The following is a 14,703-nucleotide window of genomic DNA, read 5'->3' as shown; positions in this document are numbered from 1 at the left end:
CGTGCCTCGCCGATTAGCGTGGAAACGCCCCCGCAGCAGTACCGAGGAGACTTCATGACCGCACCTGCGCCTGCCCCCGCGACCGACGCCGATCGACGTCGGTGGGCCCGCTACCTCGTCGAGGAGCGGGCCGAGGGCCTCGTCTACCAGCGACTCGCTCACCGTCGCTCAGGGGAGGAGCGCGAGATCCTCCTCGGACTCGCCGACGCCGAGCGACGACACGAGCAGCACTGGCTCGATCTGCTCGGCGGCGAGCCGGCACGTCTGCCCAGGGCGGGTGTCCGCTCGCGTCTGCTCGGGCGGATGGCGGGACGATTCGGCTCGATCTTCGTGCTCGCCCTCGCGCAGAGCGCCGAGGCGCGGTCGCCGTACGACGAGGAGCAGTACGCCACCCCCGCGATGCGGGCCGACGAGAAGGTGCACTACGAGGTCGTCCGCGGACTCGCCGCGCGGGGGCGACGCCGCTTGTCCGGCTCCTTCCGAGCCGCGGTGTTCGGCGCGAACGACGGTCTCGTCAGCAACCTCGCGCTCGTGCTCGGCATCGGGGCGACCGGTGTGAGCTCGGGCTTCGTGCTCTTCAGCGGCATCGCCGGGCTGCTGGCCGGTGCGCTGTCGATGGGCGCGGGGGAGTTCGTCTCGGTGAGGTCGCAGCGCGAGCTGCTCGCGGCGACGGAGGCGAACGAGGACGCAGCGGCCACCGCCGCCGACCTCGACATCGACGAGAACGAGCTGGCTCTCGTCTACCGCGCGCGGGGAGTCGGCCCGGAGGAGGCGCTCGAACGCGCCAGTCGCATCGTCGCCGCGGCCCGCGCAGGCGTCGAGCGCACCGCGACCACCGGTCCGGTACACGTGCACGGCGGTGACGACCACGACATCGTCGGCAGCGACTGGACTGCCGCCCTCTCGTCGTTCCTGCTGTTCTCCTCCGGCGCCATCATCCCTGTGCTCCCGTGGATCTTCGGACTGCAGGGCACCACGGCCGTCGTCGTGGCCCTCGTGCTGGTGGGTGTCGCGCTCCTGTCGACGGGAGCGATGGTCGGCATCCTGTCCGGCGGCCCGCCGCTGCGCCGCGCGCTGCGTCAGCTGGCGATAGGTTTCGGAGCCGCTGCCGTCACCTACGTGCTCGGACTGGTGTTCGGCGTCGGGGCGGTGTGACGTCGGCGTCCGGTCGGTGCCTCGCGCCGGCCGGACGCCGGGTACGAAGAAGGCCCCGGAGGATCGTGGATCTTCCGGGGCCTGTCTGTGCGCGGAGGGGGACTTGAACCCCCACGCCCTTACGGGCACTACGACCTCAACGTAGCGCGTCTACCATTCCGCCACCCGCGCGGGTGTTGGATGTTCGTTGCCGAACGAAGATTTACATTAGCACGCGGTTCGACGCACTCAGAAACCGAGGCGGTCGCCCGGGCGCGCCTCGCGGCTTCGATAGCCTGGAGCCATGACCGAGCAGTCCCTTCCCGAAGTCGTGCGCGTGGCCCGAGACCTGATCCGCTTCGACACGTCGAACTTCGGCGGAGGAGACGCCAAGGGCGAGCGTGAGGCAGCGGAGTACGTCGGCGCCTACCTCACGGAGCTCGGACTCGAGGTCGAGTACTACGAACCGATCCCGCGGCGTACCAACGTGATGGCCAGGGTGCCGGGTCGCGACCGCAGCAAGCCAGCACTCGTGGTGCACGGTCATCTCGACGTCGTCCCGGCGATGCCGGAGGACTGGACGGTCGACCCCTTCGCGGGTGTCGTTCAGAACGGGATGCTCTGGGGTCGAGGCGCCGTCGACATGAAGAACATGGATGCGATGATCCTCACCGCGGTCGCGGACATCCTGCGCGCCGGCGAGAAGCCCGAGCGCGACCTTGTGCTGGCGTTCTTCGCCGACGAGGAGAACGGCGGCGTGGAGGGCTCCGCGCTCGTCGTGCGCGACCGGCCGGAGTGGTTCGCGGGTGCGACGGAGGCGATCAGCGAGGTCGGCGGGTACTCGATCTACGTCGACGACCGTCGCGCGTACCTGCTGCAGGTGGGGGAGAAGGCGCTGATCTGGATCCGTCTCGTCGCGAAGGGGCGGGCCGGGCACGGCAGCCGCCTGCACGACGACAACGCGGTCACGAAACTGGCGGAGGCCGTCGCGGCGATCGGCCGCACACGCTGGCCCGTCCGACTCACGCCGACGACCGAGGCGCTGCTGCAGGGGCTGAGCGACCTCACCGGGCGTCCGGTCGACGACCCCGACGCGCTGGCCGCTGCAGCGGGTCCCGCCGCGGCATTCCTGCGCTCGACCTTCCGTACGACGACGAACCCGACCGTGCTGAGTGCCGGGTACAAGCACAACGTCATCCCGGAGCGGGCCGAGGCGCTCATCGACGTCCGCGTGATCCCCGGCACCGAAGACGATGTGCTGCGCGAGCTGCAGCAGATCGTGGGAGACGAGATCGAGATCCAGACCGTCGTGCGCGACATCGGCATGGAAACGCCGTTCGAGGGCGACCTGGTCGACGCGATGGTGGCGAGCCTGGGCCATCACGACCCGGGCGTGCCCGTCATCCCGTATCTCCTCGGGGCGGGGACGGACAACAAGGCGCTCGCGTATCTCGGCATCACCGGGTACGGCTTCGCGCCGCTGCGGCTGCCGGCCGACCTGGACTTCACGGGCATGTTCCACGGAGTCGACGAGCGCGTGCCCGTAGAATCGCTTGTCTTCGGTCAGCAGGTGCTGGCCGATCTGCTGCGCACGTACTGAGCGCTCCCTCCGCGCGACCGCGCCGCTCCCGAACATCCCGAAGGCTCCTCCATGCACCTGCTCGAAGCGCTCATCCTCGGCCTCGTGCAGGGACTCACCGAGTTCCTGCCCATCTCCTCGAGTGCGCACCTGCGCATCCTCGGCACGTTCCTGCCGTCCGGGGAGGACCCGGGCGCCGCGTTCACCGCCATCACGCAGATCGGTACAGAGGCCGCGGTGGTGGTGTTCTTCTGGCGCGACATCGTGCGCATCATCCGCCAGTGGTTCCGATCTCTCATCGGCAAGGCCCCGAAGAGCGACCCCGATGCGCGCATGGGCTGGATGATCATCATCGGCAGCATCCCCATCGTCGTCCTCGGGCTGCTGTTCCAGGATCAGATCGAGACAGTCTTCCGGTCGATGTGGATCGTCGCGGTCATGCTCATCGTGTTCGGCATCCTGCTCGGAGTGGCCGACTACGTCGGCTCCAAGCGTCGCAAGCTGAACGACCTGACCTACCCGCACGGCGTCGCGTACGGCTTCGCTCAGGCGCTCGCGCTGATCCCGGGGGTCTCGCGCTCCGGCGGCACGATCACGATGGGGCTGTTCCTCGGGTACGAGCGCGCTGCGGCTGCCCGCTACGCGTTCCTGCTCGCCATCCCGGCGGTCTTCGGAAGCGGCTTCTACCAGGTGTTCAAGAGCTGGGACCAGCCCTCGTTCTTCTCGTTCGGCGACACGCTCGCGGCGACCGGCGTCGCGTTCGTCGTGGCCCTCGCGGTGATCGCGTTCTTCATGAACTACATCTCGAAGCGCAGCTTCCTGCCCTTCGTGATCTACCGCATCCTGCTCGGATCGGTGCTCCTGGTGCTGCTCGGACTGGGCGTCATCCCGGCCTGAGCGGCGGGGCGACTCAGCCCTTGCGGTCAGCCGGCCCGTCGCCCCTGCGCTTCAGATAGCGCTCGAACGCCTGGGCGATCGCGTCGCCCGACGCATCCGGCGAGTCCCATGTGTCTCGCGTGCGCTCGAGCTGCCTGATGTACTCGGTCATGTCCTCGTCGTCGGCCGCGGCGGCGTCGATCGACGCCTCCCATGCGGCGGCCTCGGTGCGCAGGTGGTCCCGGGGGACGTCCACGCCGGTCAGCTCCTCCAGGCGGTCGAGCAGCGCCAGTGTGACCTTCGGCGAGGGGGTCGCCGACGCCACGTAGTGCGGGACGCTCGCCCACAGGCTCGCGGTGGGGATGCCGGACGTCTCGGCGAAGTGCTCGAAGACGCTGAGGATGCCGACGGGCCCCTCGTACAGGGACCGCTCGAGGCCGTGCGCCTCGCGCACCTGCTCGTTCTGGCTGGACGCGAAGATCGAGATCGGGCGGGTATGCGGCACGTCGGAGAGCATCGCCCCGAGGGTGACGAGTCCGGTGATGTCGTCGCGGAGTGCGACGTCCATGAATTCCGAGGCGAACGCCTGCCAGGTGCGGGCGGGCTCGACGCCGGTGAGGATCCACAGCTCGGGGCCGGGACCCGGATCGCGCGGACGCCACAGCCCGGCCTCCGGCCAGGTCAGCTGGCGGCGCCCCTCGGCATCCGTCTTCGTGGCCGGTCGCGTGTACTGGTAGTCGAAGTACAACTCGGGGTCGATCGAGTGCACGAGGTCGTACTCGTTCTCCGCGCGCAGTGCGGCGATCGCGCCGCTCGCCGCTTCGCCCGCGTCGTTCCAGCCATCGAAGGCGGCGATGATGATGCGAGAACCCAGAACATCCATCGTGATCTCCCCTCGTGGTTCCGGATCGATGTCTACCCAGGCTAGTCCGACCCGGCAGGGCGAGGGCGGCGCCACGGCTAACATGGACCGGTGAGCAGACAGCCCCGCGCGATCCTCTGGGACATGGACGGAACCCTCGTCGACACCGAGCCGTACTGGATGGCGGCGGAGACGGCGCTCGTCGAATCCTTCGGCGGGAGCTGGAGCCACGAGCAGGCTCTGCAGCTCGTCGGCAACGGTCTGGTCGACAGTGCCGTGATCCTGCAGAACGCGGGTGTCGACATGGAGGCCGACGCGATCATCTCCCTCCTCACCGACGGGGTGCAGGAGGCGCTGCGGGTGCAGGGCGTGCCGTTCCGACCGGGTGCCCGCGAGCTGCTCCTCGACCTGAAGTCCGCCGGTATCACGACCGGTCTCGTGACGATGTCCCTGCGCCGTATGGCGCTCAGCGTGGTCGACCTCATCGAGTTCGACGCCTTCGACATCGTGGTCGCCGGCGACGACGTCTCGAACCCCAAGCCGCACCCGGAGCCCTACCTGCACGCCGCGTCGCTCCTCGAGGTCGACATCGCCGACACGCTCGTGATCGAGGACTCGCCGACGGGACTCCGCGCAGGCCTCGCCGCGGGCGCCGTGGCTCTGGGCGTGCCGCACATCGTCCCGCTCGACCACGTCGGCGCGCACGAGCTGTGGCCGACGCTGCAGGATCGCACCGCCGCGGATCTCGTCGACCTCTTCGACCGCAAGGCCATGACAGGAGCCACCCGATGAGCCAGGCCACCGCCCACCGCCCCAGTGGACCGTTCCGCGAGGGCGACAGGGTCCAGCTCACAGGTCCGAAGGGCCGTCTGCACACGGTCACGCTCCGAGAGGACGGCGAGCTGCACACGCACCACGGGGTGCTGCGCCACCGCGACCTCATCGGACTGCCGGACGGCTCGGTCGTTTCGAACAGCTCCGGCCACGAGTACCTCGCCCTGCGCCCGCTGCTCCGCGACTTCGCGATGTCGATGCCCCGCGGCGCGGCGATCGTGTACCCGAAGGATGCCGCGCAGATCGTCATGCAGGCCGACGTGTTCCCCGGAGCCGTGGTCGTCGAGGCCGGCGTCGGCTCCGGCGCGCTGTCGCTGTCGCTGCTGCGCGCGATCGGCCCGGCGGGCCGCCTCGTGTCGTTCGAACGCCGCGACGACTTCGCCGAGGTCGCGCGGGGCAATGTGGAGACCTTCTTCGGCGAGACCCCGTCGACGTGGAGCGTGGTCGTCGGCGACCTCGCCGAGGCGCTGCCCGCGGAGTTCGAGCCGGGAACCGTCGATCGCGTGGTGCTCGACATGCTCGCGCCGTGGGAGTGCATGGACGTCGTCGCCGACGCCCTGACTCCCGGAGGCGTGGTGCTGTGCTACGTCGCCACAGCCACACAGCTCTCCCGCGTCGCCGAGTACATCCGCGGCACCGGTCTGTTCACCGACCCCGACGCCTCGGAGACGATGGTCCGCGGCTGGCACGTCGAGGGCCTCGCCGTGCGCCCGGACCACCGCATGGTCGCGCACACCGGTTTCCTTCTCACCGCTCGCCGGCTCGCTCCCGGAGCGGTCGCCCCGTCGGTGAAGCGCCGCGCTTCGAAGAGCAGCTACGGCGACGACGACGTCGAGCTCTGGACTCCCGGGGCCGTGGGCGACCGCGAGATCACCGACAAGAATCTGCGCAAGCGCGCGAGGGAGGCGGCCAAGGCTGCGGAGGGCGCGCGTCTCGCCGCTGCATCGCGCGAATCGGAGCCCCCGACGGAATAGACTGGAGCGCGTGCGTAAAACGTCCGCCGTTCTGGCCACCCTCAGCCTCGCCGCCCTCGCTCTGACCGGGTGCGCGTCCGCCCCGTCGTTCGCGGGGGAGACCTGCGATCGTGCAGCGGACTCCAGTGCGATCCTCGACTCCGTCACCGTCGACGGTGAGCTCGGCGCGAAGCCCGACGTCGAGGTGTTCGGTCCGGTGAAGGCCTCCAAGACGTCCTACGCCGATGCCGTCGTCGGAGACGGGCGCACACTGACGTCGACGTCGCAGCCGTTCGTGCTCGACCTGACGTTCTTCGCCGGGAACAGCGGCAAGCCTCTCTACGAGACCGAGTACAACGACGACCTGAGCCGCGTGCACAGCATCGCGTACTGGTCGCAGAAGTCCGCTGGGCTCGAGAAGGCGCTCGAGTGCGCCACCGGCGGAAGCCGGGTCGTCGCCGTCCTGACGCCCGATGACTTCGGCCAGGCGAACGTCGAGGCCTTCGGGCTCGACGACGACGAGAACGTGGTCGCCGTGATCGACGTGCTCGACGTGTCGCTCGCGCGCGCTGAGGGCGCTCCCCAGTTCAACGACGCGCAGGGCATGCCCACCGTCGTCCGGGCACCGGACGGCACGCCCGGCGTGATCGTGCCCGACAGCCCGGCCCCGAAGAAGTCGGTCACGCAGACCCTCATCAAGGGTGACGGCGCGGTCGTCGAGAAGGGGCAGACGATCATCACGAACCTGACCGCCGTCGGTTGGGACGACAAGAAGGTCGCGACCAGCACGTGGGGTTCCGAGCCGAACATCGGCCCGGCGGCCAACGAGCTCGTCGGGGCCACGGTCGGCTCCCAGCTGCTGGTCGTCGTCCCGGAGGCCGACGGCAACAAGGCGACGGCGATCGTCGTCGACATCCTGGGGATCGTCCCGACCCCGGAGCAGTGATGGCGGCCCGTATTCCCGCGGAGGAGCGCCTGACGAACCTCGTCGTGGCGCTCATGGCCACGGAGATCGGGCTCACCAAGCAGCAGATCCTCGACAACGTCTCCGGGTACCGTCAGCGTGCGGATGCCGGTGCGCGCTCGGACGCTCTCGAGAAGATGTTCGAGCGCGACAAGGACGAGCTCCGCACTCTCGGCGTACCCGTCGAGACGCTGGGAGACCAGTCCGACCCGAACGACCTCCGCGAGGCCCGTTACCGGATCCCGCAGGCCGAGTACGACCTCCCCGGCGATATCGAGTTCACGCCGGCCGAGCTGGCCGTGCTGCGACTCGCGGGCAGCGTCTGGAGCGCGGAATCGGCATCCGGCGACGCGCAGGCCGGTGTCCGCAAGATCCGCGCATTGGGGATCGACGGCGACGAGCCGATCATCGGCTTCGCACCGCGCATCACCGCCCGCGACGAGGCGTTCCCCGTGCTTCAGGAAGCGATCGAGAAGAGCCGGGTCGTCGTGTTCGAGTATCTGAAGCCGGGCGAGGACGCACCGCGGCGACGCAGCATCCGTCCGCTCGCTCTGGTCGACTACGAGGCGCGCTGGCACGTCTTCGGGATCGATGTCGCGATCGAGGAGGATCGGATGTTCCTGCTCAGTCGGATCGTCGGCAAGGTGAAGATGACGGCGGCCTCGTTCGACCCGTCGCTCCGTGACGGCGCGGGGGAGCGGGCCCTCAGCGGTCTCGAAGCCGTCGCCGCCCAGAACTCCGCGCTGCTCGAGGTGACGCCGGGGACGGAGGCGTCCCTGCGGCTCGGACGCCGCGCCACACCGGCCACTCAGGGTATCCGGGTGCCGTTCGTCGACATGCACATCCTCGCCGACGAGCTCGCCTCGTACGGACCCGAGGTCCGCGTGGTCGAGCCGGCACCCCTGCGCGACGCCGTGATCTCGCGGCTGACCGCAGTGATCGAGGCCAACACCGACGCGGAGGAGGGCCGATGAGCGCGCAGGCGAAGCCGCTGCTCGCCGCCGACCGCGTGCGGGTGTATCTGACCCTCGTCCCGTATCTGCTCGAGCACGGTCAGGTCTCGCTGCAGGAGGCGGCGGCGGAGTTCGGCGTCACTCCGAACGAGATGCGCCAGATGGTCGAGAAGCTCACGGTCATCGGCCTTCCTGGCGACTCGGGCTACTGGCAGCAGCCGCAGGAGATGTTCGACATCAACTGGGACCTGCTCGACGAGGAGGACGTCATCGAGATCACGAACGACGTCGCGCTGCGCCGCGTGCCGCGATTCACGGCTCGCGAGGCCGCAGCCCTGCTCGCCGGTCTGCAGATGGTCGCCGCAGTTCCGGCCGTGTCGGACTCCGGTCTCGTGAGCGGCCTGATCTCGAAGCTCTCGCGCGGTGCCGCGGACGCCCCCGCAGAGGTCGTCGTCGCCCCCAGCGCCGTCGACGAGGTCCGCCGCGTCGTCTCCCAGGGCGTCCGCGACGGCGTCGCCGTCTCGTTCACCTATCAGGCGCCCGATGCCGCCCCGACGACCCGCACCGTGGATCCCGTGCAGGTGCTGATCACCAACGCCCAGTGGTACCTGCAGGGCTGGTGCCACATGCGCAAGGCGATGCGGACGTTCCACCTCGACCGCGTCAGTGACGCACGCCTCACCGACATCCCGATCACGCATGCCGGCGATCACGTCCCCGAGGCGTTCGCGGCAGCCGAGGACGAGGGCGAAGTGCGGGTGCGTATCCCCGAGAGAATCGCCCCGCTGCTGCGCGGGTTCCTCACCGGAGACGAGGTCGAGGCGAAGGACGGCGTGGTCACGGCCCGGCTGCATCTCGCCGACCCACGCGGCGTCAAACGCCTCGCCGCCCGATTCGGCGGGGTGATGGAGGTCATCGAGCCCGGCATCGCCCGCGCTGCCGCCCGGGAATGGGCTGCGGCCGGACTCGCGCTGTATGGCCACCCGGATCGCCCTGACGCCGGTTAGACTGGGGAAAACGACGAAGGAGAATCATGGGCGCTTTCGGTTGGCCACATCTGCTGATCATCCTCGCCGTCATCCTGCTGCTTTTCGGCGCGGCGAAGTTGCCGGCGCTCGCCAAGAGCCTCGGGCAGTCGGCCCGTGTGTTCAAGGGCGAGATGAAGGCGATGAAGAGCGACGACGCCGATGACGCATCGGAGCCTGCGGCAACCGCCGCTCCTGCTCCGAAGACATCGGTGACGGAGAACACGGTGATCCGCGAAGCGGACCCGGGTCAGCCTCCTCGATCCGCGTAGGTCGTGTCGGCACTCGAATCCGCCGATCAGGAGACTCCGGGTCGCGATAGGCGGATGTCTCTGGGCGCGCACCTGATCGAATTGCGCAAGCGCCTCGTCATCGCTGCGGCCGCGCTCGTGGTCGGTATGATCGTGGCCTTCATCGTGACCGGACCGATCATCGATCTGCTGTCCATACCCATCCGGTCGATCGCGGCAGAGGCGGGCCGTGAATACACCGGCCTCAACTTCACGACCGTCACGAGCGGCTTCGATCTGCGCATGCGGATCGCCTTCGCGATCGGCCTTCTGATCTCGGCCCCGGTCTGGCTCTGGCAGGTCTGGGCTTTCGTCATGCCCGGCCTGACCAAGAAGGAGACCCAGTACACCTGGGGCTTCCTGGGTGCCGCGATCCCTCTCTTCTTCGGCGGGTGCACGGTCGCATTCTTCGTCCTGCCCCACGTCATCGAGATCATGGCGTCGTTCGTCCCCACCGGCATGGCCCAGTTCTATGACTACTCCGGTTACTACGACTTCGTCTTCAAGTTCCTGCTCGTCGTCGGCATCGCTTTCGTCCTGCCGGTCTTCCTCGTGGCGCTGAACCTCGCCGGTGTCATCTCGGGTCGCGAGATCCTCAAAGGGTGGCGGGTCGCCGTGCTCGTGTGCACCATCTTCGCGGCCGTGACGACTCCACCCGCCGACGTGTTCTCGATGCTCCTGCTGATGGCGTCCATGATCGTTCTCTACTTCGCCGCGACGTTCATCTCCATGCTGTTCGATCGACGCAAGCGCAAGCTCGCGAGAGCAGCCGGCATCGACCCGGCCACCGCATGAGCTCGCCTTCCGAGCGCTTCGCCGCCGCGCGCGAGGCTGCCGGCCATCCGCAGACGGCGGCGTTCGCCGCTCGTCAGCGCTTCGATCTCGACCCCTTCCAGATCGAGGGCTGCCACGCGCTGGAGCGCGGCCACAGCGTGCTGGTCGCCGCTCCGACGGGGGCGGGCAAGACGATCGTCGGCGAGTTCGCGATCCACCTGGCCATGCAGACCACGCGCGACAAGGCGTTCTACACGACGCCGATGAAAGCGCTGTCGAACCAGAAGTTCCGGGAGCTCGTCGAGGTCTACGGCCCCGACGAGGTGGGTCTGCTGACGGGCGACACCAACATCAACGGCAACGCCCGGATCGTCGTGATGACGACCGAGGTGCTGCGCAACATGATCTACGCGGATTCCGCGGCTCTGCGCGATCTCCGCTACGTCGTCATGGACGAGGTGCACTATCTGGCCGACCGCTTCCGCGGCGCTGTCTGGGAAGAGGTCATCATCCACCTGCCGTCGCAGGTGCGGCTGGTGTCGCTCAGCGCGACCGTGTCGAACGCCGAGGAGTTCGGCGACTGGCTCGACACCGTGCGCGGCGACACCGAGGTGATCGTCTCGGAGATCCGACCCGTCCCGCTCGAGCAGCACGTGCTCGTCCGCGACGACCTGCTCCCGCTCTTCGACGATCGGGCCGGCCTCGCGACAGCGCAGGTGAACCAGGAACTGATGCGCATCCGCTCCTTCACAGGATCGCACTACGAGCAGAATCGCGAAGCGCAGACCTATCGGAGCAACCGTCACGCCGGCAGGCAGGCTCAGCGCCCGCCGCGCGGCGGGCGGCGTCCGGTGCGCTCGTCGAACGTCCGTCGCATCGAGCGCATGGATCGTCCGGATGTCGTGCGACTGCTCGAACGGTCGAACCTCCTTCCGGCGATCTTCTTCATCTTCAGCCGGGTGGGATGCGACGCGGCCGTCCAGCAGGTGCGCCGGTCAGGACTCCGGCTGACCTCCACCGAGGAGCGCGCGGAGATCCGCTCGATCGTCGAGGAGCGCACGCGCACGCTGCAGGAGGAGGACCTCGGCGTCCTCGGGTACTGGGAGTGGCTCGACAACCTGGAGCGGGGAGTGGCAGCCCACCATGCGGGTCTGCTGCCCGCGTTCAAGGAGGTCGTCGAGGAGCTCTTCCAGCGCAAGCTGGTGAAGGCCGTCTTCGCGACCGAGACGCTGGCGCTCGGCATCAATATGCCTGCGCGCACCGTCGTCCTCGAGAAGATGGAGAAGTTCAACGGCGAGGCGCGGGTCGCGATCACGTCGGGGGAGTACACCCAGCTCACGGGCCGGGCGGGACGGCGCGGCATCGACGTAGAGGGCCATGCGGTCGTCCAGTGGACCGAGGGGATGGACCCGCAGGCGGTCGCGGCGCTCGCGTCCCGACGGACCTACCCGCTGAACTCCAGCTTCCGTCCGACGTACAACATGGCCGTGAACCTCATCGATCTCTTCGGCCGCGACCGTGCGCGCGAGGTCCTCGAGTCCTCGTTCGCCCAGTTCCAGGCGGACCGAGCCGTGGTGGGTCTCGCGCGGAAGGTCCGCGAGGCGGACGAGTCCCTCGAGGGGTATCGCTCGGCGATGGTCTGCGACCACGGCGACTTCATGGAGTACGCCGCGATGCGCCGGGAGCTGAGCGACCTCGAGAAGAAGAACCGGCAGGACTCCAACTCGCCCCGAGTGGCGCGCGAGAAGCGGATGAAGCAGATCCAGTCCCTGCGCACGCGGATGCAGCGGCACGGATGCCACCGGTGCCCCGACCGCGAGAAGCACGCGCGCTGGGCCGAGCGGTACTGGAAGCTCAAGCGCGAGACCGACCGCACGCGACGACAGATCGAGAATCGGACGGGCACGGTGGCGCGCGTCTTCGACAGGGTCAGCGAGGTCCTCGAGACGCTCGACTACCTCCGTCGTGAAGACGGAGAGACACGACTGACGGATGCCGGACGCACCATGCGGCGCATCTACGGAGAGCGCGATCTGCTCATCGCCGAATCCCTCCGCCAGGGCCTGTGGACGGGGCTCGACGCTCCGTCTCTCGCGGCGATGGCCTGCTGTCTCGTGTACGAACCGCGCCGCGACGAGGCGAACTCGGGCGAGCGCGGGCTCCCACGCGGAGCCTTCCGCTCCGCATACGACCGCACGACGACGCTGTGGGCCGAGCTGGACGACCTCGAGAAGGACCACCACCTGCCCGGGACCGAGCCGCTCGCCGCGGGTCTCGCCGGCGCCATGCACACCTGGGCGCGCGGAGGCAGTCTCGATCGGGTCCTGATCGACGCCGACATGGCCGCCGGCGACTTCGTCCGCTGGGCGAAGCAGACGATCGATCTGCTCGACCAGCTGTCGATCGTCGCCGAAGACGGGACTCTCGCACGGAACGCGCGGGCCGCGCTCGACGGGGTACGCCGGGGCATCGTGGCGTACTCGTCGATGTGAGCAGGGGATCGATGTCGGACTCCCCGGCGGCACCCGCCGCACCGCGCGCGCTCCTTCCTCTCTGGGCTGCCCTCCTCAGCGCGATCACGGCCGCCATCCTCATGGATCTGTCGTACCCCGAGGCTGCCGTCTGGATCCTTGCTTTTCCCGCCGTCGCCCTGTTGCTGCTCGCTCTGGTCGGGCGGCGAGTCGGAGGGGCCCTTCTCGTCGGCACCGTCTACGGGGTGGTCTTCTTCGCACTGCTCGTGTCGTGGACGTCGCGTTATCTCGGACCCGTGCCGTGGGCGGCGCTCAGCGTCGTCGAAGGCGGCCTGACAGCGCTCGCACTCGTCCCGATCGCCCTGGCCTATCGGTGGCTCCCTCATGCCTTCCCGAGGCCTGCTGCGCGCCTGCTGCTGCTCCCGGCGATCGTCGCCGCCCTCTGGGTGGGTCGAGAGCTCTTCGTCGGCTCATGGCCGTATGGAGGGTTCCCGTGGGCGCGCCTGGGGATGACGCAGGCGCAGAGTCCGCTCGCTCCGGTGACGTCGTGGCTCGGGGTGAGCGGTCTGAGCTTCCTCATGGTGTTCCTCGTGGCCGTGCTCATCGAGATGGTCCGGGCTCGCCGTGCGGTGAGCCGCCCGCTGCTGGTCGTGCCGGCGGCTCTCGTCGTCGTCCTCGCCTTCACGCCGCTGTTCCCGACGACGGGCACCGGATCGATGCGCATCGCCGCGGTGCAGGGCAACGGCCCGAGCGGCTACTTCGATGAGCGAGAACCGTACTCGCTCGTCGACGCTCAGGCGACGGCGACGGCACCGCTGTTCGGTGAGGACGTCGACCTCCTCGTCTGGCCGGAGGGGTCGCTCGATTACGACCCCTTCCAGACAGACGCCCTCGCCCGACGGATGAGCTTCGTGAGTTCACGCATCGGGGCACCGCTCCTGGCGAATGCCGCGACAGAGCGCGACGGCCGCTACTACAACACCTCGATGCTGTGGACCGAGGACGGAGCGGCGGAGGAGACGCACGACAAGCGGCATCCGGTGCCCTTCGGCGAGTACGTCCCCGATCGCGCGTTCTTCAACGCCCTCGCGCCCGACCTCATCGGTCTGATCCAGCGGGAGTACACGCCAGGGACGAACAGCTCCGTGATCGACGTCGACGGGGTGCAGGTCGGGCTCGCCATCTGCTTCGACGTCATCTATGACGACGTCGTCGATCAGGGGGTGCGCGACGGCGCAGAGGTTCTCGTCTTCCAGACGAACAACGCCGACTTCCGGGGGACGGACGAGAACCTGCAGCAGCTGGCCTTCGCGCGCATGCGCGCCATCGAGACCGGCCGCAGCGTGGTGAACATCTCCACGGTCGGCACGAGTCAGATCATTCGTGCCGACGGCAGCACCGTCTCGAGTCTGGACGCAGATGAGGCCGGAGCGATGCTCGAGAACGTCGAGCTCCGATCCGGCCTCACGGCGGGTGTCGTCCTGGGCCCGTGGATCCAGCAGCTTCTGCTGTGGGGCGGGCTGGGCGCGCTGATCGTCGGGTGGTGGCGCGCACGGAGGCGCTAGGCGCCGATCTTCTCCCGGGTGGGGTCTTCGCCGGCTCCACGACGCGCGCGGATGAATGCGAGGCGCTCCTCGAGCAGCTCCTCGAGCTCAGCGCGCGTGCGGCGCTCCATCAGCATGTCCCAGTGGGTGCGGGCGGCCTTCTCGTCGGCCGCGTCCAGCGTGACGGCCTGGCCGTCGACGTTCAAACGTGCCTCGGCGCCGCAGGCACGGCACTCCCAGGTCTGCGGCGCCTCTGCATCAGCCGCGAACATGAGCGTCGTGACATGGCCGCACGTGTCACAGGTGTAGGTGGTCTCTCGGCGCTCCATGAAGACGACGCCCTCTTCGCTCTGTAGGCTCTGGGCGCCGAGTCGGATGCCGCGTAGGCTGCGATCTGCCATTGTGTGGTCCTCTCGTCTCTGCCAGGTATAACGTTCCGACCTG

14 protein-coding genes and 1 tRNA gene are annotated in these 14,703 nt (G+C 68.9%); 12 read left to right on the top strand and 3 right to left on the bottom strand.

Annotated features, from left to right (window positions below):
* Window positions 1–54: 54 nt before the first annotated feature.
* The gene (locus MRBLWO14_RS00335; RefSeq protein ID WP_341934515.1) at window positions 55–1,155 is read left to right on the top strand and encodes a VIT1/CCC1 family protein; all 1,101 of its coding nucleotides are present in this window, start codon (window positions 55–57) and stop codon (window positions 1,153–1,155) included.
* A gap of 88 nt (window positions 1,156–1,243) precedes the next feature.
* Here MRBLWO14_RS00335 and MRBLWO14_RS00330 read toward each other — a convergent pair.
* Window positions 1,244–1,326: transfer RNA gene (locus MRBLWO14_RS00330), tRNA-Leu, on the bottom strand.
* Between the two features lie 112 nt (window positions 1,327–1,438).
* On the opposite strand from MRBLWO14_RS00330, the gene MRBLWO14_RS00325 reads away from it, so the two are divergent.
* Both MRBLWO14_RS00325 and MRBLWO14_RS00320 read left to right on the top strand, forming a co-directional pair.
* The gene (locus MRBLWO14_RS00325; protein WP_341934514.1) at window positions 1,439–2,734 is read left to right on the top strand and encodes a M20/M25/M40 family metallo-hydrolase; all 1,296 of its coding nucleotides are present in this window, start codon (window positions 1,439–1,441) and stop codon (window positions 2,732–2,734) included.
* A gap of 51 nt (window positions 2,735–2,785) precedes the next feature.
* Complete coding sequence (locus MRBLWO14_RS00320) at window positions 2,786–3,610, top strand: undecaprenyl-diphosphate phosphatase (RefSeq protein ID WP_341934513.1); 825 nt, start codon at window positions 2,786–2,788, stop codon at window positions 3,608–3,610.
* A 13-nt stretch (window positions 3,611–3,623) separates the two neighbouring features.
* Here MRBLWO14_RS00320 and MRBLWO14_RS00315 read toward each other — a convergent pair whose 3' ends face one another.
* The gene (locus MRBLWO14_RS00315; RefSeq protein ID WP_341934512.1) at window positions 3,624–4,472 is read right to left on the bottom strand and encodes a PAC2 family protein; all 849 of its coding nucleotides are present in this window, start codon (window positions 4,470–4,472) and stop codon (window positions 3,624–3,626) included.
* Window positions 4,473–4,562: 90 nt separating this feature from the next.
* On the opposite strand from MRBLWO14_RS00315, the gene MRBLWO14_RS00310 reads away from it, so the two are divergent.
* From MRBLWO14_RS00310 to lnt, 9 genes are read left to right on the top strand one after another with little or no spacing between them, the layout of a single operon-like run.
* Window positions 4,563–5,243 (top strand): HAD family phosphatase, encoded by a 681-nt coding sequence (locus MRBLWO14_RS00310; RefSeq protein ID WP_341934511.1) that lies wholly within the window; start codon window positions 4,563–4,565, stop codon window positions 5,241–5,243.
* Window positions 5,240–6,259: a tRNA (adenine-N1)-methyltransferase gene (locus MRBLWO14_RS00305; RefSeq protein ID WP_341934510.1), complete on the top strand. Its 1,020-nt coding sequence runs from the start codon at window positions 5,240–5,242 to the stop codon at window positions 6,257–6,259. Before MRBLWO14_RS00310 ends, MRBLWO14_RS00305 begins: the two co-directional genes overlap by 4 nt.
* 10 nt (window positions 6,260–6,269) lie before the next feature.
* A complete protein-coding gene (locus MRBLWO14_RS00300) occupies window positions 6,270–7,184 on the top strand; it encodes a hypothetical protein (RefSeq protein ID WP_341934509.1) in 915 nt (304 codons plus the stop codon).
* On the top strand, window positions 7,184–8,176 hold the full coding sequence (locus MRBLWO14_RS00295; protein ID WP_341934508.1) for a WYL domain-containing protein: 993 nt from the start codon (window positions 7,184–7,186) through the stop codon (window positions 8,174–8,176). The genes MRBLWO14_RS00300 and MRBLWO14_RS00295 overlap by 1 nt, the downstream gene beginning before the upstream one ends.
* Window positions 8,173–9,162 carry a WYL domain-containing protein gene (locus tag MRBLWO14_RS00290; RefSeq protein ID WP_341934507.1) on the top strand — a complete coding sequence of 330 codons (990 nt, stop codon included), beginning with the start codon at window positions 8,173–8,175 and terminating at the stop codon, window positions 9,160–9,162. The genes MRBLWO14_RS00295 and MRBLWO14_RS00290 overlap by 4 nt, the downstream gene beginning before the upstream one ends.
* A 26-nt stretch (window positions 9,163–9,188) precedes the next feature.
* Window positions 9,189–9,452 carry a Sec-independent protein translocase subunit TatA gene (gene tatA, locus MRBLWO14_RS00285; RefSeq protein WP_341934506.1) on the top strand — a complete coding sequence of 88 codons (264 nt, stop codon included), beginning with the start codon at window positions 9,189–9,191 and terminating at the stop codon, window positions 9,450–9,452.
* A gap of 54 nt (window positions 9,453–9,506) precedes the next feature.
* Window positions 9,507–10,265: a twin-arginine translocase subunit TatC gene (tatC, locus tag MRBLWO14_RS00280; protein WP_341934505.1), complete on the top strand. Its 759-nt coding sequence runs from the start codon at window positions 9,507–9,509 to the stop codon at window positions 10,263–10,265.
* Window positions 10,262–12,736: a DEAD/DEAH box helicase gene (locus tag MRBLWO14_RS00275; protein WP_341934504.1), complete on the top strand. Its 2,475-nt coding sequence runs from the start codon at window positions 10,262–10,264 to the stop codon at window positions 12,734–12,736. The genes tatC and MRBLWO14_RS00275 overlap by 4 nt, the downstream gene beginning before the upstream one ends.
* A gap of 11 nt (window positions 12,737–12,747) precedes the next feature.
* Window positions 12,748–14,280, top strand: coding sequence for an apolipoprotein N-acyltransferase (gene lnt / locus MRBLWO14_RS00270; protein ID WP_341934503.1), 1,533 nt, complete (start codon window positions 12,748–12,750; stop codon window positions 14,278–14,280).
* Here the strand turns inward: lnt and MRBLWO14_RS00265 are convergent.
* Window positions 14,277–14,660 carry an RNA polymerase-binding protein RbpA gene (locus tag MRBLWO14_RS00265; RefSeq protein WP_341934502.1) on the bottom strand — a complete coding sequence of 128 codons (384 nt, stop codon included), beginning with the start codon at window positions 14,658–14,660 and terminating at the stop codon, window positions 14,277–14,279. The two genes, lnt and MRBLWO14_RS00265, sit on opposite strands and share 4 nt — an antisense overlap.
* Window positions 14,661–14,703: the final 43 nt, after the last annotated feature.

Origin of the sequence: Microbacterium sp. LWO14-1.2, assembly GCF_038397715.1 — a bacterium.
Lineage (GTDB): Bacteria > Actinomycetota > Actinomycetes > Actinomycetales > Microbacteriaceae > Microbacterium.
The sequence above is the reverse complement of the archived record's forward strand: the minus strand, read 5'-3'. Positions and strand labels throughout refer to the sequence as shown.

Excerpts from the sequence above, each read along its gene's own strand:
- MRBLWO14_RS00335 (WP_341934515.1), top strand. The coding sequence starts at position 55 with ATGACCGCACCTGCGCCTGCCCCCGCGACCGACGCCGATCGACGTCGG.
- MRBLWO14_RS00325 (WP_341934514.1), top strand. The coding sequence starts at position 1,439 with ATGACCGAGCAGTCCCTTCCCGAAGTCGTGCGCGTGGCCCGAGACCTG.
- MRBLWO14_RS00320 (WP_341934513.1), top strand. The coding sequence starts at position 2,786 with ATGCACCTGCTCGAAGCGCTCATCCTCGGCCTCGTGCAGGGACTCACC.
- MRBLWO14_RS00315 (WP_341934512.1), bottom strand. The coding sequence starts at position 4,472 with ATGGATGTTCTGGGTTCTCGCATCATCATCGCCGCCTTCGATGGCTGG.
- MRBLWO14_RS00305 (WP_341934510.1), top strand. The coding sequence starts at position 5,240 with ATGAGCCAGGCCACCGCCCACCGCCCCAGTGGACCGTTCCGCGAGGGC.
- MRBLWO14_RS00295 (WP_341934508.1), top strand. The coding sequence starts at position 7,184 with ATGGCGGCCCGTATTCCCGCGGAGGAGCGCCTGACGAACCTCGTCGTG.
- MRBLWO14_RS00290 (WP_341934507.1), top strand. The coding sequence starts at position 8,173 with ATGAGCGCGCAGGCGAAGCCGCTGCTCGCCGCCGACCGCGTGCGGGTG.
- tatA (WP_341934506.1), top strand. The coding sequence starts at position 9,189 with ATGGGCGCTTTCGGTTGGCCACATCTGCTGATCATCCTCGCCGTCATC.
- tatC (WP_341934505.1), top strand. The coding sequence starts at position 9,507 with ATGTCTCTGGGCGCGCACCTGATCGAATTGCGCAAGCGCCTCGTCATC.
- MRBLWO14_RS00275 (WP_341934504.1), top strand. The coding sequence starts at position 10,262 with ATGAGCTCGCCTTCCGAGCGCTTCGCCGCCGCGCGCGAGGCTGCCGGC.
- lnt (WP_341934503.1), top strand. The coding sequence starts at position 12,748 with ATGTCGGACTCCCCGGCGGCACCCGCCGCACCGCGCGCGCTCCTTCCT.
- MRBLWO14_RS00265 (WP_341934502.1), bottom strand. The coding sequence starts at position 14,660 with ATGGCAGATCGCAGCCTACGCGGCATCCGACTCGGCGCCCAGAGCCTA.